Consider the following 23085-nt stretch of genomic DNA (forward strand, 5'->3'; position numbering starts at 1 on the left):
AGCAAGAGTTCAATCATGAAAGTCCAACCGATCAAGATCGCCATTCTCGCCATGGGCGGCGAGGGCGGCGGCGTGCTCGCCGACTGGATCGTCGACCTCGGCGAGCACAACGGCTACTACGCGCAGACCACGTCAGTGCCCGGCGTCGCGCAACGCACCGGCGCGACCATCTATTACGTCGAACTGTTCCCACGGGAAATCGCGGAGCGCGCCGGCCGCCAGCCGGTGCTCGCGCTGATGCCACTGCCCGGCGACGTCGACGTCGTGCTCGCCTCCGAACTGATGGAGGCCGGACGCGCGGTGCAGCGAGGTCTCGTAACGCCTGAGCGCACGACGCTCGTAGCTTCCACGCATCGCGTCTATTCGATTGCCGAGAAGACGGCAATGGGCGACGGCCTGGTGGATAGCGACGCGTTGATCGCGCATGCCGGCAAGGCGGCGAAGCGCTTCGTGCGCTTCGATATGGCTCGTGCGGCCGAAGCCTCCGGCAGTGTGATCAGCGCGGTGCTGTTCGGCGCACTGGCTGGCACGGGCGTGCTGCCGTTCAGCCGCGAGCAGTTCGAGGCGACCATCGAGCGTGGCGGCGTTGGCGTGAAGCCAAGCCTGAGCGCGTTCGGCATGGCGTTCGTGAAGGCGAACGATAGCGGACACCCTGCAGGCGAAGCCGAAGAATCCGCGACCGCCGGCATCGAAGCGAAGCCACGCAACGCAGAGGTGGTGGCGCTCGTCGAACGCGTTCGTACCCAGTTCCCCGCCGGGATGCAGCAACTCGCGATGGAGGGCGTGCGCCGCCTGATCGATTATCAGGACCCCGACTATGCAGGCCTCTATCTCGATCGCCTAGCCGACATGCAGCGCGCGCTCAAGCAGCAGGACGTCACACTCTTGCGCGAGACGGCGCGCCATCTGGCGCTGTGGATGTCGTATGAGGACACGATCCGCGTGGCCGACCTCAAGACGCGGGGCTCACGCTTCGAGCGGGTACGCGACGAAGTGCGCGCGAAAGCGGATCAACTTCTGGCGATCAATGAGTTCATGCATCCGCGTCTCGAGGAAATCTGCGAGACGCTGCCTGCCTCGATCGGTCGCTGGCTGATGCGTCCGCACTGGGTGCATCGCCTCGTGCGTCGCGTCACGCGCTCGGGCCGGGTGGTGACCACCAGTTCGCTGCGCGGGTACGTGATGCTTTATGCGGTATCGCGCATGCGGCGCTGGCGGCGCGTCACGCTGCGCTATCAGATGGAAAACGCGCGCATCGAACAGTGGCTGCGGCAGGTGCTCGACACGGCACAGCGCAACCCGGCGCTTGCCGTTGAGGTGGCGCAATGTCAGCGGCTCGTCAAGGGCTACAGCGACACGCACGCACGCGGGTTGGCGAACTATGAAAAGGTGATGGCCGCCGTGGTCCGTGCGGGCGCGTTGCTGGCGCCCGCCACGCTGCGTGAGCTGCGCGAGGCGGCGCTAGCCGACGAGCACGGGAAAAAGCTTCAGGCGGCACTCGCGCGGCACGCGTTGGCCTGAGCGAGGCGCAGACAAATCGGTACAGCGAATCATCATGCAGGCATGCAATATGAGCAACGTTTCATTCAGACGCCGGCACAAGATCCACTTTTCCGAGTGCGATCCTGCTGGCATCGTCTTCTACCCGCAATACTTCGTGCTATTCAACGATCTGATCGAAACATGGATCGACGAGTTGCTGCCTTCGGGGTATCACGGCGTGATCGTGGAGCGCAGGATCGGCTTGCCGACCGTGCATCTGGAAGTCGATTTCAAGGCGGTCAGCCGCATGGGCGACCAGGTGTGGCTCTCGCTCGAAGTCGTGCGGAAGGGGGAGCGTTCGCTTACCCTCGCGTGGCAGTGTGCTGGCGTGGACGGCGACGTCCGGATGGTGGCGACGCAGGTCATCGTGACGACTTCGCTCGACACGCATCGGTCGGTTGTTATTCCGGAGGACCTGCGTGCAGCGATCGAACGCGAAGGTTCCGGCGCGAGGGTGCCTGTTTGACGATTGCAGTGCGGAGAATACCGGGCAGCGGCTGCTGGACCAGTCTGGCGCTCAAACTTCCGTACGATGCAACTCGATCAACAGCCGCAGGGTTGCTCTCAGTTCCTCGGCTCTTTGCTTGCCGAGGGGCGCGAGGACGTGCTCTTCGTGTGCCCTGGCTTGTTCGATCAACGCCGAAACGAGATGCTGCCCTTGCGGCGTGATGCGAACGAGCGTCACGCGCCGGTCGGTCTCGTGGGGCAGGCGTTCGACGTATTCCTGCGCCTCGAGGCGGTCCAGCAACCGCGTGACCGTGGGTTGTTTGGTGACGGAGACTTGCGCCAGGCGGCCAATGCTGATGGGCTTGCCGTCGGAAAGGGTGGACAGAACCCGCCAGTCGGAGATCTCGAACCCGTTGGCCTGCACGATAGCGTGAAATTCGCCGGAGATGAGTTGACTGACCTGTGCGAGCAGCGCTGGCGTGTAGTCCTCAACAAAAGCCCGTGCCGGGGACGCGGTCGAACGTTTGGTATGCACAGCTGAAGTGGCCTGAGATGGAGAGAAGGAATGGCAACCATAGCACGGAAAGTCATCTCGACGAGAGACAGAACGGCTCACGGATGACAGGCGCCAACACATGTGCGATACCCGCAGCGGCCCAGTCGGGTTAAGTACGATTCTGGATCGGATTCGGCGGTCCGGAAAACGTGATGAATGCGCGGGAGTAAGTTTTTTTAGAGTTGGCACTACGATATTTTTGTCAGCAGCATCAGCAATACGCAAGCTACGGCGGCTTTGCCGAAGCCAATGACGGTTGTCCACAAATCACGGAGACGACAGGTAATATGACGACGATTCTCAATCAACTCACTCGCGAACTTACCCTCGGCGGGATTCGTACGGTCGATCTGACGCATACGCTTTCGCCTGATTTTCCCGCCTTGCAGTTGCCGCCTGAATTCGGGCAAGTATGGTCGTTCAAAATGGAACAGATCAGTCGCTACGACGAGAAGGGTCCCGGTTGGTACTGGAACAATTTCTCTTGTGGCGAACACACCGGAACGCACTTTGATGCTCCGGTCCATTGGGTTACCGGCAAGGATCACGCACACAACTCAGTCGATACGATTGACGTGAAGAATTTCATTGCGCCGGCAGTCGTGATTGACGCCAGCACGGAAGTGGCGGCCAATCCCGACTGGCTACTCACGAAGGCATTCCTGGAACAGTGGGAGTCGCGGCACGGCCAGATACCTGCATCCGCATGGGTGTTGTTCCGCACCGATTGGTCCAAACGTACGGATCCTGCGGAGTTCGTCAACTTTCGGGAGGATGGCGCGCATACGCCGGGGCCGACGCAAGAGGCAGTGGAGTGGCTAATTCACGAGCGGAACGTGCACGGCTTTGGCGTTGAAACGATCAACACGGACGCTGGCCAGTCCTATGCCTGGCCGGTCCCATACCCGTGCCATACGCTGATGCACGGCGCCAATCGTTACGGGTTGCAGTGCCTGAATAATCTCGACGAATTGCCGCCAACTGGCGCGATGATTCTGGCCGCACCTTTGAAGATACAGGGCGGCTCCGGGAGTCCACTTCGCGTAATCGCGCTGGTACCCGGCCGTTGAGCGTCTGGGAGAAGAATCTGTGTGGTGGGCGACGCGGCCGGGCAAGGCAGCGTCGCATCACGAAGGACGAGTGTTGCAGGCGAGGGCGCTTGCAGGGTATCGCACGAAGCGTTTATTTGTTCCCGCTACTGCTGACCAGGCGAATTCGCTCGCCGTTCCGCCACGATTCGTCCCGCTTCCTGGGCGTTGGCGGGGTAGTGCTCGAAGTTGATGGGCGGTTTGAATCCTGCGGCGCGCCAGGCGACAAGGTCAGACTGGACGTCCGCGCGAGCCAGGGGTGCCGACTGATATTGCGACGCCAGGGATGTTTGTGCATTCGCGGAAATGACTCCCGCCATGCCAAGCAGAACGCCCAGCACGCACCGGGTTTCGATCTTCATGACGTGTCCTCCGAAAAGGGGCGGCACAGTCACATTCTAGTCGCTACCGGGCGACTCGCCAGGGGTATTGCGCGAGGCGTTTCACCTGACAATTAGTGAGGCGAACGGCAAGCATTGTTGAAGCCTCGTCATGCTGCTGCGTCGCTCGCTTATGAGCACGGGGTGGAAGGATGGGAGCGAACCTGGTCAAGTGGCCGTTTATTGGGCGAAGCCGCCGCCTGAATGTCACGGCAACGCGTTGGACGAAGTTTCCTTTGTGGCCGCATGCGACGAACAACGTCAGGAACAGATGGCAAGCGAGGACAGTGGGCACGATAGTGAATGCCTTGGGGCGCACGGGTCAGTCCCGTAAGCGACATCGTCAGACACGCAGCGCAGAACTAGCCTATGAACGGCAACTTCTCATCGCGCGCAGTCGCGAGCATCGACAGGGTGATCTTTCTCACTTCCAGCTTGCTTTGCGTAATGTGAGCGCGCAGCAGGATGCTCGCTTCGGCAAACTTCCCGCGATCGATGAGGTTGAGCATCGTCGAATGCTCGTCGTAAGTCGCGCTCGTGCGATGCGCCTTGAGAAAATCGAGCCGTCGCACGATACGGATGCGTTCGGTCACCTCGTTGTGCACGCGCAGCATTTCGTCGTTGCCGGCAGCGCTCACGAGGCCGCGATGAAAACCCTCGTCCAGAACGAACATCGCGGCCGGATCGCTTTGGCGCTCGCCTTCCTCGACGCACCACACGGCCCGCAGTTCGTCCATGGCGTTGTGAGGGACCGCGGAGAGCCGCTCGATCGCCGCCAGCTCGAGTACGATACGCAAGTCGTAGAGCTGGTCGAGCCGGTTGAAGTCGATATCGCAAACTTTCCAGCCGCGCCGGAACCCCACCTCGAGATACCCTTCGCGCAGCAGGCGGAACAGCGCGTCGCGCACCGGTGTGCGCGACACGCCGTAATGCTGGGCGATGTCGTTTTCGGAGAAGCGGTCGCCAGGAAACAGGCGAAAGTTGAAGATGTCCTGCTTGATCAGCTGATACACCTGTTCTGCAAGCGGATTCGCGCTATAGACCACCTTCGCGCCAGTTGCTGTGGAGGCCTCCGCGGCCGCTTCGGGCAAGTCGTTCATGAGTCGGGTGTAGAAAACGTCGAAAGTTTTGCGGTGCGGCCGTGTGACGCCGGGCGACTAAGGCCGGTTCGTTATTATCCGCGCCTGGATGGGCTCGATGAGGCTGACGTGCGCCGCCACGATCATCCAGCCGCCGAAAGCATCGTCCGGCTTGAGCAGCCGCGCCCAGGTCTGCATCTGGCGGCCTGTCAATGGCGTGGCGTCGCTCGTGAACTCGGTGCTTACCGTCGCATAGTCCGCGCCGAACGTCGTCACAACGGTGCGATGCAGGCGTCTTGAGCGCGGCACGGCCACACAGGTCTCCCGCCAGCGGCGGATCGCTTCGCCGCCATGCTGGATTTCGGCGATGCCATAGCGCACCGTCTCGGGCGCGTCCCAGAACAGCGCGTTCATCGTCTCGATGTCGTTGTCGACGAGCGCGCGCTCGTAAGCCTCGAAAGCCGCCGCCACCTGCGCGACGACCTCGGCACGGTTCACTTCCAGCATCATCAGTGCGCCTCCAGCAGGGCGTCGAGCGGCGCGGTCCAGCCGATGATACCGCCCTGCGAATGAATCATCGCAATCGTGGCCTCGCGAAACGCGGGGATGTAGCTCGCCGTCGCATCCTCGATCAGCAAGCACTCATAGCCTCGATCGTTGGCTTCGCGCATTGAGGTTTGTACACAGACCTCCGTTGTCACGCCCGCGAACACGAGGTGCGTGATGTCTCGCATCGCCAGCTCCTCGCCAAGGCGCGTGGCGTAGAAAGCGCCTTTGCCGGGTTTGTCGATGACGAGTTCGCCGTCGAGTGGCCTCAGCGAATCGATGATCGCATTGCCGGGTTCGCCGCGAATCAGGATGCGGCCCATCGGCCCTTCGTCGCCGATACGCGCATTCGGCGTGCCGCGCAGAAGTTTGGCGGGTGGGCAATCGGAAAGATCAGGTGCGTGCGATTCACGCGTGTGCACGACCTGCCAGCCCGCTGAACGTGCGTGGGCGAGCAGCCGCGCGACCGTTGGCACGATGCCGGAAAGCAGCGACACGTCGTTGCCGAGCGCCTCGCCAAAGCCACCCGGCTCGATGAAGTCGCGTTGCATGTCGATGATGACGAGTGCCGTGTGACGCGCATCGAATGTGAACGGCGCGGGCTTCGCGCGGACGATGGTTGTCATCGCTGTCCTTCTCCCTTTGTGTTGAGCGTGGTTCGAGTGTCCGCTCAGGCGCTGGCGTGCAGCACGACCGGCTCGGCCGCCTGCGGCTTGCCTTCATCACCGTGACCTGCCATGTGACGCCCGAGCACCACGCGGTCCGCAACGCCTGCCGCCGTCTCATACACGAGGCGGCCTTCGGCCATCACGACGATACGGTCAGCGAGTTCCAGGAGTTCGTCGAGGTCTTCGCTCACGAGCAGGACAGCCGCGCCGGCATCGCGCGCAGCGAGAATACGGGCATGAATATCGGCCACAGAGGCAAAGTCGAGTCCGAAGACCGGATTCGCGACGATCAGGACGTTCACTTCCTGACCGAGTTCGCGTGCGAGTACGGCGCGCTGTACATTGCCGCCGGAAAGCGTGCCGATGGCACGCTCGGGCAGCGGCGGCCGCACGTTGAATTCGGCGATCAACCGTTCGGCGCGTGCGCGCATGGCGCGACGGTCAAGCCACCATCCCCAGCGCCGCAGCGGTGCGCGATCGAAATCGCGAAGTGCCATGTTCTCCGCCACGCTCATCCCCGCGACGCAGGCATTGCGCAGCGGCTCCTCCGGAAGGGCGAACACCCTCAGGCGGGTCATGGCTTCGCGCGTCGCGGCATAGGGCGCGCCCTCTACGCGCATCTCACCCGACTCGACCTTGCGCTGGCCAACGAGCGCTTCGATCAGTTCCTTCTGCCCGTTGCCGGAGACGCCTGCGAGCCCGAGAATTTCTCCCGCCCGGATCGAGATCGAAGCTTCCCGTACGGCGGCGTGCCCGCGGTCGTCAACGACCGAAAGGCACGACAGCGCGAGCCGTACCGGGGCGTCAGGTGAGGGAGTCAGGCGCGCGGGCCGCGCCTCGCCAGCGTCTTCGGCGACACCCTCACGCGCTTCGAGGGTCGCGTCGCTGCCCATCATCCAGGCGGCCAGCTGGTCGCGGTCGGTGTCGGCAACGGCGCAGGTAGCGACGAAGCGCCCCTTGCGAAGCACGGTCACGTTGTCCGCATAAGCCATCACCTCGCGGAACTTGTGCGTGATCATCAATACCGTGAGGTCGCCACGCGAGGCAAGCGTGCGCATCAGGCCGAGCACTTCGTCGGCTTCCTGAGGGGTGAGCACCGACGTCGGCTCATCGAGGATCAGGAAGCGTTGTTCCAGATACAGCTGCTTGAGGATTTCGAGTTTCTGTTTTTCTCCGGCAGCGAGAGACGACACCGGCGCGCCAGGATCGAGGCGAAACGGCATGCGCCGCATGAACGCTTCGAGCGCGGTGCGCTCCGCCGCCCAGTCGCTCCTCCAGGGCAACTTGCCGCGCGCAAGGACCAGGTTCTCTTCGACGGTCAGCCCGGCCGCCAGTGTGAAGTGCTGGTAGACCATGCCGATGCCGAGCGCCTGGGCATCGCGCGGAGACGCAATATGCACTTCGCGCCCGTCGGCCAGGATCGCGCCGTGATCGAGCACGCCATAGCCCACGAGCCCTTTCACGAGCGTGCTCTTGCCCGCGCCGTTTTCCCCCAGCAGGGCGTGGACGGTTCCGGGCGCCACCTTGATCGTGACGTCGTCGAGTGCGCGGAACGCACCGAATGACTTGCTTGCGCCGATCACCTCGACGCCGAGCGCTTGCGTCGCGGTAGCCATGATCAGCGCTCCAGGGCGGCGACGAGCGCCGCCGACCCGGAGACCGTGCCGAACACGCCGCCCTGCATCAGGACCATGTTGAGCGCAGCGTCGTGATTGCCCTTGTCGGTCGCACCGCAGCAGTCTGCGAGGAGGGTGCATTCGAAACCGCGGTCATTCGCCTCGCGCATGGTCGTGTGGACGCACACGTCGGTCGTGATGCCGGTGAGCACGAGGTTGGCAATGCCGCGCGTGTGCAGGATCAGCTCGAGGTCCGTCGCGCAGAACGAGCCCTTGCCGGGCTTGTCGATGATGATTTCGCCGGGCAGCGGCGCCAGCTCGTCGATGATCTCCCAGCCCGGTTCGCCGCGCACGAGAATGCGCCCGCATGGTCCGATGTCGCCGATGCCGACGCCATTCGTGCCCGCCTGGCGGCTGCGCCAGCGCTTGTTGGCGGGCAGGTCGGACAGGTCCGGGCGATGCCCTTCGCGCGTGTGGATGATCGTGAAGCCGAGTTCGCGCATGAGGCCCAATACCCGCTTGATCGGCTCGATCGGGGCGCGGGTGAGCGAGAGGTCGTAGCCCATCTTGTCGACATAACCGCCGTAGCCGCAGAAGTCGGTCTGCATGTCGATGATGACGAGCGCCGTGTTGTCTGGGCGCAGGTCGCCGTTGTAGGGCCAAGGGTAAGGGCGGGCTTCGATGTAGCGAGTCATGGTGATTCTCCGTGCGTGTGCATGAGGCGCGCACGCGATTCTGGATTCGGTCAGTCGTGCGGGTGTCCGCGCCTAGCGCGTGAGGCTCAGTTCGCCCGGTGCGCCCGCCAGCGTGCGGTCCGGGCGGCAGTTGACGATCATGAGCGCGAGCGTCAGCACGTAAGGCGCGGCGTTGAAGAGGTAGTAGCCGCTCGTCACGCCGATTGCCTGGAGGGCGGGCCCGAGCGCGCCGGCGGCGCCGAACAGCAGCGCAGCCCAGAGACAGCGCAGCGGCTGCCAGCGCGCGAAGATCACGAGCGCGACGGCCATGAGGCCCTGTCCGCTCGACAGTCCCTCGTTCCAGCTGCCGGGATAGACGAGCGAGAGATAGGCGCCGCCCACGCCCGCAAAGAGGCCGCCCACCGCCGTAGCGAGGACGCGCACGCGCGTGACCGGGTAGCCCATGGCGCGGGCGCTCTCGGCGTTCTCGCCCACGAGTCGCAGCGTCATGCCCCAGCGCATCGAGCGCAGGCCCCACTGCAGGGCGACGGCAAGCACGACGCCAATCACGAAGAGCAGGTTGATGTGCAGCGCGTTGTGTACCTGCGGCGAGGTAGCCCACGCGCCGAGGTCGATCGAGGGGAGCATCGGCGCCTGCGGCTCGATGAACGGCTTGCCGAGATAGAACGCGAGGCCGGTGCCGAACAGCATGAGCGCGATGCCGAATGCGATGTCGGAAACACGCGGCAGCGAGCAGACGAGACCGTGCAGGCAGCCGAGCACGAGACCGGCCGCCGCCGCCGCGAGCACGCCGATCCACGGCGACCCGGAGAGATACGAGCCCGCGTACCCGCACATGGCGCCGCAGACGAGAATCCCTTCGAGGCCGAGATTCACGCGTCCGCCTTTCTCGGTCAGGCACTCGCCGAGGCTCACGAACAGATAGGGCGTGCTTACGCGGATGGCTCCCGCGAATAGCGAAAGCAGCAGCACCGCAGCGGGAGAGTGAAAGTCAGACATGGTGTGTACGCTCCAGCGAAACGGAAGAGGCGTCGAGCGCGGCGGCCTGCAGCTTCACGCGCCAGGCAGCGAGGCGAGGAGCAAGCGCCTCCCAGGCGAGCAGATTTGCGAAAAGCAGGCCCTGCAGCACGAGCGTGGCGGCGTCGGGCAGGTCGAGGCGGCGTTGCAGCAGACTGCCGCTCGCCTCGATGCCGCCGACCATCAGCGCGCAGACGATCACGGCGAACGGATTCTGGCGCGCCGCGAACGCGACCAGGATGCCTGCGTAGCCGTAGCCCGAAAGCAGCGATGCATTCGCGCTGCCTTGTACGGCCGCCACTTCGAACATCCCGGCAAGTCCTGCCGATGCGCCGCCGAGCGCGCAGGCGGCGAGCGCGAGCCCGCCCACAGGCAGACCCACGAGGCGCGCCGCTCGCACGTTGCCGCCCGTTACGCGCATCGCAAAGCCCAGTGTGCTGTGACGCACGAGCACCCAGGCGGCGAGACACGCGAGCGCGCCCCAGAAAAGCCCCCAGTGCACGTCGAGACCCGGCAGCGAGCCGATGGCGACGGCGTCGGGGATGGGCAGCGTCGACGGCTTGTTGAGGCTCGCGGGATCGCGCAGCGGCCCTTCGACCAGAAACTTGAAAACGGCGATGGCGATATACGACATCAGCAGGCTGCTGATGGTCTCATTGACGCCGCGCCATTGACGCATCGCGCCCACCGCACTGATCCACAGGCCGCCCGCGAGCATGCCGGCGATGGCCATCAAGGGCGTGGCAATGAGCCAGGGCGTCGCGTGCGGCAGGCATTGCGGCACGACGGCCGCTGCGAGCCCGCCGAGCGCGAGCGCACCTTCACCGCCGATCACGATCAGGCCGACCTGGGCGGGCAGCGCGACGCACAGTGCAGTCAGCATGAGCGGCGCGGCGCGCAGCAAGGTGTTCTGCCATGCGAACGACGAGCCGAAAGCGCCCTGGACAATGAGGCCCAGGGCCTCGACGGCGGGCTGCCCCTGGACGAGCAGGAACGCGCCGAACAGCACCAGCGTGGCTGCGATGGCGCATAGCGTCGGCAACGCGGGCAATACGGCAAGGAGCAGGCGCGCAACGCCTGCGGGCAGTCTTCGCGGCCGCCCGTGAACAGGCGAAAGGGAAATGGACATCACAACTCCTGGTGAGGACGCAAGCGTTCCTCAGATCTGGCCAACCACACCGGCAACCAGATAGTTCATGCTCTCGAGCGCGATATCGGTTTGCGCGTAGCTCGTGCCGGACGCAATGGCGCTGCCGCCCTTGTTGTCCTTCATCGGCCCCTTGAAGATCACGTAGTCGCCCGCGACCATCTTCGCCTTGACGCCGTCGGCATTGGAACGGGCATCCGGGGTCACCTTCGCGCCATAGGGCGACATCTTCACGAAGCCTTCGCGCAGGCCGCCACGAAGGATGTTGGGCTGCGGCTTGCCTGCCTGCGCGTTGGCGACGAGCAGCTTGTAGGGCGTTGCCCAGTCCCATTCGGCGCCGGTCAGATAGCCCTTCGGCGCGAGCGCCGCCTGGCTTGCGTGGTAACCGCAGCTCATGGCGCCGCGTTTCTCGGCCGTCTCGATCACGACTTTCGGCCCATCCACGTGGCACGTGAGGACATCGCAACCCTGATCGACGAGGCTGTTTGCGGCTTCCGCCTCCTTCACCGGCATCGACCAGTCGCCCGTGAAGATCACATGCGTGGTGATCGACGGATCGACCGATTGCGCGCCCAGCGTGAACGAGTTGATGTTGCGCAGGACCTGCGGAATCGGCTTGGCCGCGACGAAGCCGAGCTTCTTCGTTTTGCTCGCGTGGCCCGCCACGACGCCGCTCAGGTACTGGCATTCATCGATGTAGCCAAAGTAGCTCGAGATGTTGGCCGGGTTGCCGCTCTTCCAGAGACCGCCGCAGTGTGCGAAGCGAACCTTCGGGTATTTGGCGGCCATCTTCAGCACATGCGGATCGAAATAGCCGAACGAGGTCGCGAAGATCAGCGTCGCGCCGTCCTGTTCGATCATCGCCTCCATCGTCTTTTGCGCAGCGACGGTTTCGGGCACGTTCTCTTCCTCAACGACCTTCACGTTCGGCAGCTTCTTGATGACGGCTGCCGCCTGCGCCTGGGCCTGGTTGTAGCCGTAGTCACCGCGCGAGCCGACGTAGATCACGCCGACCGTGAGCGGTTCGGCACCGAAGGCGAGGTCGAACGGGAACGCGCTGCCGAGGGCGAGGGCGCCGGCGCCCTTGAGAAAATCGCGTCGGTTGGTCATGGCTGGACTCCTCATGAATTCGATTCGTTAAATTTAGGCATGCGTATTAAACTGGATCTTGTGCTTCAACCGCGGTGGCGAGCCATGCGCGCCAGCCGCCGAACCCGGTGATGTCGCGTGCGCCACTTCCTGGCTCGACAGCCGCGGGCTCGCAGATGAAGCCCTTGACCGTCAACCCGTCGGTCGTCTGCACGCTGCCAATCCCAAGCGGCGCCGGCACCCGCGCAACAAAGGCGCCGAAGCTGCGCAGCGGCACTTCCCAGAGTTCGATTTCGATGGGCTGGCCTGCTTCGTTCGGCGTACGCACCAGCGCGGGTTTGGCCGGTATCGTGCCCGCGAGCGCATAGAGCCGGTACTGCGACGAGGTGTGGGTTGTCTGGACGAACCGCGCGCCAGCCTCGAGCAGTTGCCAGCAGAGAGGCTGCCCGCGCAGATGCGCACCGACCACGGCGAGCGTCACCGTCGGCTCCTCGAAGGGCAGCGGTCTCGCGGCGATGCTGGCGTCATCGTCGGATGTTGCGTGGGCCATGAAGAGCGCCTGGATCTGGGCACCGAGTACGGCGAGCCGCTGGTCAGCCCCCGCCGGTGCGATCAGCGTCACCCCTGCGGGCAGACCGTCCGCCCGGCGCACACCGGGCACGGCGAGCGCGCACAGATCGAGCAGATTCACGAAGTTGGTGTACACGCCAAGCTGGCTGTTCGCGCCAATCGGGTCCGCGCGCACGTCATCGAAGCTCGGATGGGTGGGTGTGGTCGGCACGATGAGGACATCGATCTCCTCGAACATCGCTTCGACTTCCCGGCGTAACGCGGCGAGTGCGTACTGGCCGTTGAACGCATCGACGGCGCTGTAGCCGTCGGCTTTGGCAATGACCGCGGCGACAACGGGATCGATATCGGCGCGATGGGCCTCGAAGAACGAACCGAGCGCCGCCCGCCGCTCTGCCACCCATGGACCGTCGTAGAGGAGAGCCGCGGTGCGCTGCATGGGTTCGAACGGCACGCGTACCGGCGTCAGTTCAAGGCGCGTGGCAATCGTGTCGAGCGTGGCAGCAAAGGCCTGCTGCGCCTGCGTGTCTCCGAAGAATGTCAACGGCTCCGGCACGGCGAGGCGCAGCGCTGCATGGGTCAGCCCAAGTGACGGCACGCGGCGCGCATAGCCATCCTCTCCGTCGTACTTCGCCATCTGCAACAGGACTTCCCAGGCGTCGCCGGCGTCGTGCGCGAAGATCGATATGCAGTCGAGGCTCCGGCATGCCGGAACCACGCCGCGCTTGCTCACGAGGCCCGGCGTTGGCTTGAGACCCACGAGTTCGTTGAACCCGGCGGGAACACGCCCCGAACCCGCGGTGTCCGTGCCAAGTGAAAACGCAACGAGCCCCGCTGCAACCGCGACCGCCGAACCCGAACTCGATCCACCGGAGATGTATGCATCGGATTCGAACTGGCGCACGGCGCCGTAGGGCGAGCGCGTGCCGACGAGGCCTGTGGCGAACTGGTCGAGATTTGTCTTGCCGACGAGGATGGCGCCCGCATCGAGCAGTCGCCTGACTGCAAAAGCCGATGTGCGGGGCGTGTATGCGAAGGCGTCGCAGGCAGCAGTCGTCGGCATACCGGCGACGTCGATGTTGTCCTTCACGGCGAACGGGACGCCAAAGAGCGGCATCCGCTCGAACACAGCTGCGCCGAGGCGTGCGCACGCTTCTTCGAGCGCGGCAACGCGGCTGGCGAGGTCGGCCTCGCTCGCACGCGACAACCAGACTTCCGGGCGACTGGAGGCCGCGATACGGGCGAGCAACGTCTCGACGACCTGGCGAGGCGTCGTGCTTTTACGGGCATAGGAGTCGAGCAGGGCACGAACTCTGAAACGGGTGTCTTTAGACATGAGTCCAATCTTGAATACAAGTTTGGACTCAAGCTAGCAGCAACTGTGCCATCAACCCGATTGTTGCCTGAGATGCTTGCAGGACAAGGGGCTCAGGCGGTGTGGATGCCGGGCAGGGTGCGTGCCCTGATCCAGCCCTGATCCGGAATGGGTCGCAAATGTGGCCACGCTGGTGCACGCATCCCGCACATCGTGCAGGAGCTTGCAAAGTGCCTTCAGTGACCGCTGGGGTCACTGCGTCGGGAAACGGGCGCCCCCTGGCTGAAGCGCGAACATTGATGGGCTGGCCCGTTCGCCGAAATCGAAACGCTTAACGGTGATTGTCGTCAGCTTGCGGCCGAGGGCATCAGGCAATCGTCGGCCGAGGCTGAGAGGAAACGCACGAGCGGTTGAACAAGACGAGGTCCGTGCCGCGCAGGATCGTCACCGTTCAATTGCGAAGTTGTCTCGCGGTTCTCGTTTGCATCGGAACTGGATGCACCGGTTCGCAATGAAGCCCGATTGCCAATTTGGCAATGCTTCCAACCAAACTCGGCAATTGTCACAGGAGAATTGGCTTCCTAGAATCGGGCAAACTCCTGCACTGTCCCGTTTCTGGAGACACGTTGCGCAGGCTGGGAGTCAAACGACAACAGGATTCTCATGCAAACAGTGACGATGCGTCGCGAGGTCGCAAGCAACAAACACGAAGCATCCCGAGGCGCCGTGGTCGCGGCCGTTATCGGCAATGCGCTCGAGTTTTACGACTTTACGGTCTACGCGTTCTTTGCCGCGATCATCGGTAGAGCGTTCTTTCCCTCCGATAGCCCCTTGGGCGCCTTATTGCTTTCGGTCGCAGCATTTGGGGTGGGTTTTCTGGCTCGCCCGCTAGGGGGTATTGTCATTGGGCGCTATGCGGATCGGGTGGGTCGGAAGCCGGCCATGCTCCTGACGCTAGCGCTGATGGCGGTTGGGATGGCGATCATTGCGCTTGCCCCGCCTTACGCATCAATCGGTGTGGCGGCGCCGTGCCTGATCGTGCTCGCCCGGCTCATCCAGGGTTTCGCGTGGGGCGGAGAGGCCGGCCCCACCACGTCCTTTCTGGTCGAAAGCGCGCCCGAAGGGAAGCGAGCGCGTTACGCAAGCTGGCAGGTGGTCAGTCAAGGACTGGCCGTGCTCGCGGCGGGCACAATCGGCGTTCTGGCTTCCGCGTCATTGTCTGCCGAACGCATGGAGGCGTGGGGCTGGCGCATTCCCTTCGCGCTCGGACTAGCGGTGATTCCGGTCGGTCTGATCTTGCGCCGTAATATGCACGAGACAGGCGCTCCCGCAGAAACAGCATCGACTTTCGCTGCCGCGACCGCATCGATGCAGGGACGCTATCTGAAGTGCGTGACGCTTGCCACGTTGATCATTATTCCGAGCACTGTGACGGTCTATGTCAACAACTACATGACCAGTTATGCGTTGACGCTCCTGCACTTTCCCATGACGATGTCCATTGCCGTCACCATGATGGTTGGCGCATGTATGGTCGTCGCTGCGTTGACAGGCGGCGTTCTCGCGGACAGGTTCGGACGCAAGGTAGTGATGATCGTGCCGTGCACGTTGCTGATGCTGGTTGCGTATCCTGCATTCGTTGTGCTTAACAGTTGGCATTCGCTCACCACGCTGTTCGCCGTGCCGGCGGTGCTCGCGTTGCTGACTGGGTCGCACGCCGCGGCCGTGATCACCATCATCCCCGAGACTTTTCCGAAGGCGCTGCGAAGCACCGGTCTCTCGATCAGCTATGCGATTGCGGCAACGATATTCGGCGGTAGCACGCAATTCGTCGTGACCTGGTTGCTGCGTGTCACCGGCAACCCGCTTTCGCCGGCTTTCTACATCATTGGTGCCTGCGCATTGGGGTTGCTCGGCATGGCACTGTTGAGCGAAACGCGTGACGCGACGCTCGAATAGCCGAATTCAGATTGAGATATTGAGGACATTGATGCTGATTGACGCGCACCACCATCTGTGGCGTATCGCTCGGAATGACTACGGCTGGCTCACCCCCGACACCGGCTTTCTCTACCGCGATTACGAACCGTCGGATGTCAAGCCAATACTCGATGCGCACGGAATCGAACGTGCTGTCGTGATACAGGCGGCACCGACTCTGGCGGAGACGGACTTTCTGTTGTCGCTCTCGGAAAAGCACCCGTATCTCGGTGCGGTAGTCGGGTGGGTGGATTTTGCGGACAGGGACACGCCAGAGCAACTCGACCGGTTGTCCAGGCATCCACGGTTTCGTGGCGTGCGGCCGATGATTCAGGATATTCCCGAAGACGACTGGATGTTGCGCACGCAATTGAATGAAACGTTCGTTGCGCTCACGGAGCGAGACTTGAGCTTCGATGCACTGATTCAGCCGCGTCATCTGCGCTCGTTGATCGAACTGGTGGGGCGGCATCCGTCACTGCGGATCGTGATTAATCATTGCGGGAAACCCGAGGTTCGTGACTGGCAAGCGGGCGACGCGAATTTCAATGCGTGGCAGGCTGGCATGACCGAACTGGCGCGTCATCCGAATGTCTTTTGCAAACTCTCCGCGTTGCCTACGCGGTCTGCGCCCAACTGGACGACCGCGACGTTCGCCGCCTATGTCGACGTGCTGATGACGGCGTTCGGTGAGGCCCGGCTGATGTGGGCGAGCGACTGGCCGATTCTCGAACGAAATGGCCGCTACGCGGACTGGTTTCGGGTTGCACGTCAGCTCGTGCCCGAATCGGCGCACGCGAGCGTTTTTGGCGGCACGGCGCAAACGTTCTATCGAATCGTTTAACAACGCGGCGGCGAACCGTCGCGTTGCTAATGTGTTCAGCGGCGTTTGTCGAGATAACGGGTCAACCGGTCCACGCCCGCTTCGATGCGCTCCGGCGTACTCGCATAGCACCAGCGGAGAAAGCCTTCGCCTTCTGGACCGAACGCGGCACCCGGCGCAAGTCCGAGCCCTGCGTCAGAGACCAGCTGCTTGCAGAACGCGAGACTGTCCGTTACGCCATCGACGCGAAAGAACGTGTACATCGCACCGGGTGACGGCGCGGCAAGCTGGACGCCAGGGACTTCGACCAAACGCGCCGCGAGAAGGTCGCGCGATTGTTTGAGCCGGGCCACGGTGCGCGCGATTACCGGCTCGCCGTGTTCGAGCGCATGAAGCGCGGCGTTCTGCAGGAAGCCCGGCGTGCAGGTCGTGCTGAATTCGATGAGCTTGCCGATTTCCTGCAGGAGCGGCGGTGGCACGACGATCCAGCCGATGCGCCAGCCGGTCATCAGCCACGCCTTGGAGAATGAATTGCAGCTGATTACGCGGTCGCTTGCGTCAGCCAGATCGAGGAACGAGGGGGCGCACTGCGTGTTGTCGTAGTAGTAGCGCTCGTAGACGTCATCGGTGACGATCCAGATCCCGTGTTTGCGGCAATGCTCGAGTACGGCGCGCTGGGCTTGAGTGCTCATGACCCAGCCGCTCGGATTGTTCGGCGAATTGACGAGCAGTGCACGGGTTCCGGGACGTAGCGCATCGAGCAGGGCATCGAGGTCGAGTTGCCAACCGTCTGCGGAAAAGCGTAGCGACACGGTTTCCACATGGGCGCCGAGAACTTTGGGCATCTCGACGAGGTTCGGCCAAAGCGGGGTGACTGCGACGACACGCTCGCCTGGATTGACGATTGCCTGCATCGCAAGCATCAGTGCTGTCGTGCCGGAACTCGTGACGGCGACCTGGTCGACGTCGAACGGCGCGTTCGGCCGATGCAGTTTGCTGATGTACGCGGCGATGGCTTCGCGCAACGTCGGCAGACCGAGGGTCTGGACGTAGAAGGTGTCGCCCGCGGCGAGTCGCTGTGCGGCGACTGCGCGCACGTCGGAGGGAGTGGGCTCGTCGGGTTCGCCAAACCAGAATGGCAACACGTCGGTGCGGCCCATGCCGGCATTCGCGACTTCGCGGATTTTTGAGGAGCGGAGTGCTTGCACGGCACTGCGCGCGTGCAGAGAAAAGAATGAGGTCGTCGACATGGCGGAGTATCAGGAACGGTGTGCGTTGAACGGCTGCAGGGCTTGTTTGATGGGATTGATGTACGGCATCGTCAATGGACTTAGGGTTGAAGGAGGTCTTAACGATACCGTCCGCAGCGAGGCGAATTTTGCCGAAGTGCGAGGGAAAAATGGCATGCGTGCGCAATGAACAGAGCGTGATAAACGGAAACGTGAAATGAATGAAGCAGATGTCAGGATTGACCGGGCAGACAGCCTGATTCTCAATGCCTTGCGTAGCGACGGGCGGTTATCGAGCCAGGAACTTGCCGAACGCGTTTCGTTGACCGCGTCTCCGTGCTGGCGGCGCGTCAAGCGCCTCGAGGAAGCCGGCGTGATCCGCGGCTATCACGCAGATATCGACCCGAGGCGGCTGGGCTACCACGTCATGGCGTTCGCGCAGGTGGCACTGGAAAAGAAGGACGCGGCGCACATTCGTGCGTTTGAAGATGCCGTAAGAGCGAGTCCCGAAATACTCGCCTGTCACTGCATTAGCGGTCGCTACGATCACCAGCTGACGGTGATCGCAAGAACGCTCGACAGCTTTGGCGATTTCATCCGACTCAAGATTGGCACCTTACCGAACGTCCAGGAAATTCATACTTCACTCGTCCTCAAGGAAGTGAAGGCGCTGGCTCACGCGGCGATCGAGATCGCCTGATCATTGACTGGAGAGACTGCATGACCCGTAACACCGCAATCGAGTTTGCTGAACGCTATTTCGACGATGGGCGTTTTCTCGAGGACCTTGGGCGCCGCGTCGGCTGTCGCACGCAAAGCCAGCATCCTGAAAGCGCATCGACTCTGCGGGCCTACCTGACTGACGAAATGGAACCTGCGCTGCGCAAGCTAGGCTTTGTCAACGCCCTGCATGACAATCCGGTTGCAAATGGGCCGCCTTTCCTGGTCGCGCGACGCGTTGAAAATCCGGCGTTGCCGACGGTGCTGGTCTACGGCCACGGCGATGTGGTGCGCGGCCAGGAGGAGCAGTGGACACAAGGGGCGGGCCCCTGGCAGGTCGCCATTGAGGAGGACCATTGGTACGGGCGCGGCAGTGCGGACAACAAAGGGCAGCATACGGTCAATCTCGGCGCACTTGGCGCGGTTATCGACGCGCGTGTCGCAGCGGGGCAGCCGCTCGGCTTTAACGTGACCGTTCTGATGGAAATGGGTGAGGAAGTCGGGTCACCTGGACTGAACGAACTCTGCGCGGCATTGACGGATGAATTGCGCGCTGACGTGTTGATTGCGTCCGACGGCCCGCGCATCGGAGCGGCACGGCCGACGATATTTCTCGGCTCCCGTGGCGCGGCGAACTTCGAATTGTCCGTGACAGCGCGTGCAAAGGCTTATCACTCCGGTAACTGGGGCGGTTTGCTGAGCAATCCTGCGGTTCGTCTTGCACACGCGCTGGCGAGTATCGTCGACGAAAAAGGGCGGCTGCGGGTCGAGGGTCTGCGCGCCCCGGCGATCGACGCACCCGTGGCTGCGGCCATTGCTGAACTCGAAGTCGGTATGGATCAGGGCGACCCGGTCATCGATACCGAATGGGGAGAGCCCGGGCTCACCCCAGCCGAACGTGTGTTTGGCAGCAATACGCTTGAGGTGCTGGCGATGGTGGCAGGCAATCCGGCGCATCCGGTCGGCGCGATTCCGGCCACTTCGCGCGCGTTCTGCCAGCTCCGCTTCGTCGTGGGAACCGATATCGCGCGCCTCGAAGCGCATCTTCGCGCGCATCTCGATCAGTGCGGTTTTCGCGACGTTGAAATCGGCGTGACTCTGGTTGCACCGGCGACCCGCCTTGCGCCCGATCATCCGTGGGTGACTTGGGCCGTGCGCTCAATCGCGCAAACAACGGATAAGAAAGTAGCCATCCTGCCTAACCTGGGCGGCACCATTCCGAACGACGCTTTCGCCGATGTGCTCGGTCTGCCGACCATCTGGATTCCGCATTCCTATCCGGGCTGTGCACAACACGCGCCGAACGAACATATGCTCGGGACGGTCGCTCGCGAAGCGTTGCAATTGATGGCGGGGCTCTTCTGGGATCTTGGTGAGATTGGCACAGCGAAGCGGCCTGCCGCCTGTCAATCGCGCGTCTGACGCGGTGTACGCGTCTCGCGTGCCATGCCCGGCACGCGCTTGAGTTCCGCAATCAGAAAGTCGGCGAACTCGCGAACGGCGACGGGCAGTATGCGTCCCGTCATCGTCTGGACCTCGACGCGGCGTTGGTGCACTTTTCCCGCCAGCGGCACCGCGACGAGCGCGTCGTTTTGCTGCTTGCCTCGAACCGTTAGCGCGCCGGAGAAGGTGATGGCGCCCGACAGTTGCGCGTACCGGTAGAGCGCCTGGCTATTATTGGTCACAAAAACCGGCGCGAGTGCGATGCCCTCCGCACCCGCCGCGACATCGATCAGCGTGCGAATCGTTGTTCCAGGCTCGGACAACAGGAGTTCGTGTTCGGCGATTTCCGCGAGTGACAGTTGCCGGCGCTTTGCCAGCGGATGATCGCTACGCATCAGCGCAAACACGGGTGCGCGGCAAGCATGCATGATGTGGACGCCGGTCTGAACCGTGAGGCTGAAAGTGAGCGCGAGATCCGCGTCGCCGGTACGCACAAGCTGGGTTGCGTCGGCGGGGCGGGTGACCGCCAATTCGAAGTGCACGCGCGGATTGATCTGCCTGAACAGATGAATCAGGGAAGGCAGGAAGTCAGTTGCAAAGCCTTCGGAGCACGCGAGCTTCACGACACTGGCAAGCGAATTCTGCGCACTGTCGATGTCGTGCACGATCTGTTCTGCTTCGAGCAAACTTCTGCGCGCGTAGCCAAGGAGCGCCTCGCCGGCGCTACTCAAAGTCATTCCACGCGACTGACGATCGAACAGCTGGGCATTGACCTCATATTCGAGTTTGGCAATCTGACGGCTAATGGCCGACGTAGCAACATGCAGCCGTACGGAGGCTTCGGCGATCGACCCGCTATTCGCCACTTCGACGAAGTAGCGCAACGCGGTTGAATGAAGGATATGCGCCATGGACGGAGAGGTTTGGCGAGCAGGTTGTGTTGCCAGAAGAACATCACAGGGTTTGAAGCTATCCGTTGCGGCTTCGCGATTCAACCTTCGGATCGGCGGCAATCAGATCGCGCGATGAGGCTAGCACGAACGCCTCCTCACCACGCTTCTTGGCCTGGGTGTCAATCACCCGGCAGCCTTCACCTGGACACGACTGTCTCCTGTACTTCCCATTTGCCACCGCGAACCTGATAGATGGTCGTAGCCGCAGCCTTCAAGGCCCCCGTCTTGTCGAACTCGATCGGGCCGGACACGCCCGCGTAGCTGAGCGTGCGCAGTTTCGGCAGATAGTCGGACGGATTCGATGAGTTGGCTTCCTGCATCGCCTTGATCACCACCCAGGTCGCGTCGTATCCCAGGGGCGCATAGACCTGCATGTTCGAGTTGAAAGTCTTCTTGTACTTGTTCTCGAACTCCGGTCCGCGCGGCATCCTTGAGACAGGCAGCCCATAGTCGAGGCCTTCGACGCCCTCGGCGCTGGCACCTGCGATCTGGATGAAATCCTCGGAAACGGTGCCACCGCCACCCATCAACCGAGTCGTCATGCCGAGCAGCTTCATCTTCTTCGCGATGCCTGCGATCTGCGGACCCAGTCCAGAAAAGAACAAGAGATCTGCATTGACACTCTTGATGTGCGTTAGCTGCGCACTGAAGTCCATGGATTTATCGCTCGTGTACTGCTGGTCGACAATGGTGCCGTGCGCGGCGAGCACTGCCTTGCGAAACTCCTGGGCGGCGCCCTGACCAAAGGCCGTCTGATCGTCCATGATCGCGATCCGCCTGGCCTTGAGGTTGGTAACGGCATACGTGCCGGCACTGCCGGCGGTTTGTGCATCGGTCGGCACGACGCTGAAAACCGTATTGAAGCCTTGCTTCGTGATCATCGTATTCGAAGCAGCAGGGGTAATCATTGGAATGCCGGCACTGGCATAGATTTTCGATGCCGGGATGGTCGTACCGGAATTCACATGTCCGATCACGGCGCTCACGCCCTCGTCGACCAGTCGTTGCGCGACCTGCACGCCTGTGCGCGGGTCGCCCTGGTCATCCATGTATTCGGGAGCGAATTGCACGACCTTGCCGCCAAGCGTGATCTTTTGGGCGTTGGCTTCCTCGATGGCGATCCTGACGCCGTTTTCCATGTCCTTGCCATAACTGGCACCCGACCCGGTCAACGGGCCCACTACCCCGATCCTGATGGTGGACTGGGCAAAAGCCGACGTGCTTGCTGCCGCAAAGCACAAGGCTGTCACGACGGCCAATTGATTCAGTTTCATTGTGTCTCCTCCTTCGAACCTTAATCGATGAAAAGCGGCGAATAACCGGTAATGGAACGTCGAGCGCGGTCCTTATGAATCATGCGTGGAGCACGCAGACTTCTCACGTCCCTTCTTGCGCGCAGTTCACGCCGTTTGTTCCCAAGCCGTCCACTTCGTAGTGCCAGACTTCACCTTCGACAGGAAAGCGGGTGCGCACCACGCTTCCGGTCATGACGATCTCACCCGCACGGAGATGCGATCCTCTGGACGCAAGCTCCTCGGCCAGCCATGCGACGGACGCGAGCACGTGCCGATAATCGACGGCGCCGGTCTCTGTCTGCGGGTCTTGCGAGAACACGCGCCCCTGTCGAACGGAAAATTCGCCAGGCAGCGGTTGCCAGTCTGCCAACACCACGCCCGCATTCCAGGCGTTGTCGGCGATCAGCGAGCCGGCATCGAGTGTGCTGTATTCAGCATGGCGGTCGTCCACCAATTCGAGTGCGGGGCAGATCGCCGCGGTGCATGCTGCGATATCCGCCGTCGACAAGGGCGTGCCGTTGGGCACGATATCGCTGCCGAGCTTGACTGCGATTTCGAATTCCAGACCCAGGTGGACGTATCGCTTCAGATCGACACGCGTTCCGCTCCGATAAACCTGGTCACTCAGGATGCGCCCGAAGACTGGTTTGTCTATGCCGCACATTGTTTGCATGGCGGTAGAAGTGAGCCCGATCTTGTAACCGGCGACGTCGGCATTTCGTGCCTTTCGGAGCAGGGCCACCAATTCGTCCTGCACGTCGTAAGCCGCTGCGGTGTCGAGTACCTTGCCTGCCGACCGAAGCGTGCTGAAGTGCGCGCGCGTCGTATGTTGCTCAAAGAGCGCTTGTGCGAGTTGCTGTTTCGTCAAATTCATGGAGATGTCGAGA

Annotated in this window: 23 protein-coding genes; 8 read left to right on the plus strand and 15 right to left on the minus strand. The window is 62.8% G+C overall.

What is annotated here, in order from left to right:
* Positions 1-15 precede the first annotated feature (15 nt).
* Both JMY28_RS06025 and JMY28_RS06030 read left to right on the plus strand, forming a co-directional pair.
* Positions 16-1521, plus strand: a complete 1506-nt coding sequence (locus JMY28_RS06025; protein ID WP_201694970.1) for an indolepyruvate oxidoreductase subunit beta family protein — start codon at positions 16-18, stop codon at positions 1519-1521.
* 49 nt (positions 1522-1570) lie between these two features.
* A complete protein-coding gene (locus JMY28_RS06030; RefSeq protein WP_201694971.1) occupies positions 1571-2008 on the plus strand; it encodes an acyl-CoA thioesterase in 438 nt (145 codons plus the stop codon).
* A gap of 51 nt (positions 2009-2059) precedes the next feature.
* Here JMY28_RS06030 and JMY28_RS06035 read toward each other — a convergent pair whose 3' ends face one another.
* Positions 2060-2524 (minus strand): MarR family winged helix-turn-helix transcriptional regulator, encoded by a 465-nt coding sequence (locus JMY28_RS06035; protein ID WP_236596720.1) that lies wholly within the window; start codon positions 2522-2524, stop codon positions 2060-2062.
* 308 nt (positions 2525-2832) lie between these two features.
* Here JMY28_RS06035 and JMY28_RS06040 point away from each other — a divergent pair, with 308 nt between their 5' ends.
* Positions 2833-3615 carry a cyclase family protein gene (locus JMY28_RS06040; protein ID WP_201694973.1) on the plus strand — a complete coding sequence of 261 codons (783 nt, stop codon included), beginning with the start codon at positions 2833-2835 and terminating at the stop codon, positions 3613-3615.
* Positions 3616-3740: 125 nt separating this feature from the next.
* Here the strand turns inward: JMY28_RS06040 and JMY28_RS06045 are convergent, their stop codons facing one another.
* From JMY28_RS06045 to atzF, 10 genes are all read right to left on the minus strand, one after another.
* Positions 3741-3995 (minus strand): DUF4148 domain-containing protein, encoded by a 255-nt coding sequence (locus JMY28_RS06045; RefSeq protein ID WP_201694974.1) that lies wholly within the window; start codon positions 3993-3995, stop codon positions 3741-3743.
* A gap of 380 nt (positions 3996-4375) precedes the next feature.
* Positions 4376-5113, minus strand: a complete 738-nt coding sequence (locus JMY28_RS06050; protein ID WP_201694975.1) for a GntR family transcriptional regulator — start codon at positions 5111-5113, stop codon at positions 4376-4378.
* Positions 5114-5170: 57 nt separating this feature from the next.
* A complete protein-coding gene (gene hpxZ / locus JMY28_RS06055) occupies positions 5171-5599 on the minus strand; it encodes an oxalurate catabolism protein HpxZ (protein WP_201695206.1) in 429 nt (142 codons plus the stop codon).
* Positions 5600-5601: 2 nt separating this feature from the next.
* Positions 5602-6264, minus strand: coding sequence for a cysteine hydrolase family protein (locus JMY28_RS06060; protein WP_201694976.1), 663 nt, complete (start codon positions 6262-6264; stop codon positions 5602-5604).
* Between the two features lie 44 nt (positions 6265-6308).
* Positions 6309-7922, minus strand: a complete 1614-nt coding sequence (locus JMY28_RS06065; RefSeq protein WP_201694977.1) for an ABC transporter ATP-binding protein — start codon at positions 7920-7922, stop codon at positions 6309-6311.
* A 2-nt stretch (positions 7923-7924) separates the two neighbouring features.
* Positions 7925-8617 carry a biuret amidohydrolase gene (biuH, locus tag JMY28_RS06070; protein WP_201694978.1) on the minus strand — a complete coding sequence of 231 codons (693 nt, stop codon included), beginning with the start codon at positions 8615-8617 and terminating at the stop codon, positions 7925-7927.
* Between the two features lie 72 nt (positions 8618-8689).
* On the minus strand, positions 8690-9616 hold the full coding sequence (locus JMY28_RS06075; RefSeq protein ID WP_201694979.1) for an ABC transporter permease: 927 nt from the start codon (positions 9614-9616) through the stop codon (positions 8690-8692).
* Positions 9609-10763: an ABC transporter permease gene (locus JMY28_RS06080; RefSeq protein WP_201694980.1), complete on the minus strand. Its 1155-nt coding sequence runs from the start codon at positions 10761-10763 to the stop codon at positions 9609-9611. The genes JMY28_RS06075 and JMY28_RS06080 overlap by 8 nt, the downstream gene beginning before the upstream one ends.
* A 30-nt stretch (positions 10764-10793) precedes the next feature.
* The gene (locus tag JMY28_RS06085; RefSeq protein ID WP_201694981.1) at positions 10794-11891 is read right to left on the minus strand and encodes a BMP family ABC transporter substrate-binding protein; all 1098 of its coding nucleotides are present in this window, start codon (positions 11889-11891) and stop codon (positions 10794-10796) included.
* A 46-nt stretch (positions 11892-11937) separates the two neighbouring features.
* Positions 11938-13776, minus strand: coding sequence for an allophanate hydrolase (gene atzF / locus JMY28_RS06090; RefSeq protein WP_201694982.1), 1839 nt, complete (start codon positions 13774-13776; stop codon positions 11938-11940).
* 642 nt (positions 13777-14418) lie between these two features.
* On the opposite strand from atzF, the gene JMY28_RS06095 reads away from it, so the two are divergent.
* Positions 14419-15714: an MFS transporter gene (locus tag JMY28_RS06095; protein ID WP_201694983.1), complete on the plus strand. Its 1296-nt coding sequence runs from the start codon at positions 14419-14421 to the stop codon at positions 15712-15714.
* Positions 15715-15745: 31 nt separating this feature from the next.
* Positions 15746-16579, plus strand: a complete 834-nt coding sequence (locus JMY28_RS06100) for an amidohydrolase family protein (RefSeq protein WP_201694984.1) — start codon at positions 15746-15748, stop codon at positions 16577-16579.
* A gap of 35 nt (positions 16580-16614) precedes the next feature.
* Here the strand turns inward: JMY28_RS06100 and JMY28_RS06105 are convergent, their stop codons facing one another.
* Positions 16615-17808: a pyridoxal phosphate-dependent aminotransferase gene (locus JMY28_RS06105; RefSeq protein WP_201694985.1), complete on the minus strand. Its 1194-nt coding sequence runs from the start codon at positions 17806-17808 to the stop codon at positions 16615-16617.
* Between JMY28_RS06105 and JMY28_RS06110 the strand changes: the two genes are divergently transcribed.
* The 3 genes from JMY28_RS06110 to JMY28_RS06120 are packed head-to-tail and all read left to right on the plus strand — an operon-like array spanning position 17807 to position 19929.
* Positions 17807-17977: a hypothetical protein gene (locus tag JMY28_RS06110; RefSeq protein WP_201694986.1), complete on the plus strand. Its 171-nt coding sequence runs from the start codon at positions 17807-17809 to the stop codon at positions 17975-17977. The two genes, JMY28_RS06105 and JMY28_RS06110, sit on opposite strands and share 2 nt — an antisense overlap.
* Before the next feature lie 27 nt (positions 17978-18004).
* On the plus strand, positions 18005-18487 hold the full coding sequence (locus JMY28_RS06115) for an Lrp/AsnC family transcriptional regulator (RefSeq protein ID WP_201694987.1): 483 nt from the start codon (positions 18005-18007) through the stop codon (positions 18485-18487).
* 20 nt (positions 18488-18507) lie between these two features.
* Positions 18508-19929 carry a M20 family metallopeptidase gene (locus tag JMY28_RS06120; protein WP_201694988.1) on the plus strand — a complete coding sequence of 474 codons (1422 nt, stop codon included), beginning with the start codon at positions 18508-18510 and terminating at the stop codon, positions 19927-19929.
* Here the strand turns inward: JMY28_RS06120 and JMY28_RS06125 are convergent.
* From JMY28_RS06125 to JMY28_RS06135, 3 genes are all read right to left on the minus strand, one after another.
* Complete coding sequence (locus JMY28_RS06125) at positions 19914-20861, minus strand: LysR family transcriptional regulator (RefSeq protein ID WP_201695207.1); 948 nt, start codon at positions 20859-20861, stop codon at positions 19914-19916. The genes JMY28_RS06120 and JMY28_RS06125 overlap by 16 nt on opposite strands.
* A gap of 179 nt (positions 20862-21040) precedes the next feature.
* Positions 21041-22177 carry a branched-chain amino acid ABC transporter substrate-binding protein gene (locus JMY28_RS06130; protein ID WP_201694989.1) on the minus strand — a complete coding sequence of 379 codons (1137 nt, stop codon included), beginning with the start codon at positions 22175-22177 and terminating at the stop codon, positions 21041-21043.
* A gap of 103 nt (positions 22178-22280) precedes the next feature.
* Positions 22281-23072 carry a 2-keto-4-pentenoate hydratase gene (locus tag JMY28_RS06135; protein ID WP_201694990.1) on the minus strand — a complete coding sequence of 264 codons (792 nt, stop codon included), beginning with the start codon at positions 23070-23072 and terminating at the stop codon, positions 22281-22283.
* Between the last annotated feature and the right edge of the window lie 13 nt (positions 23073-23085).

The organism is Paraburkholderia hiiakae, from assembly GCF_904848665.1.
Classification (GTDB): domain Bacteria; phylum Pseudomonadota; class Gammaproteobacteria; order Burkholderiales; family Burkholderiaceae; genus Paraburkholderia; species Paraburkholderia hiiakae.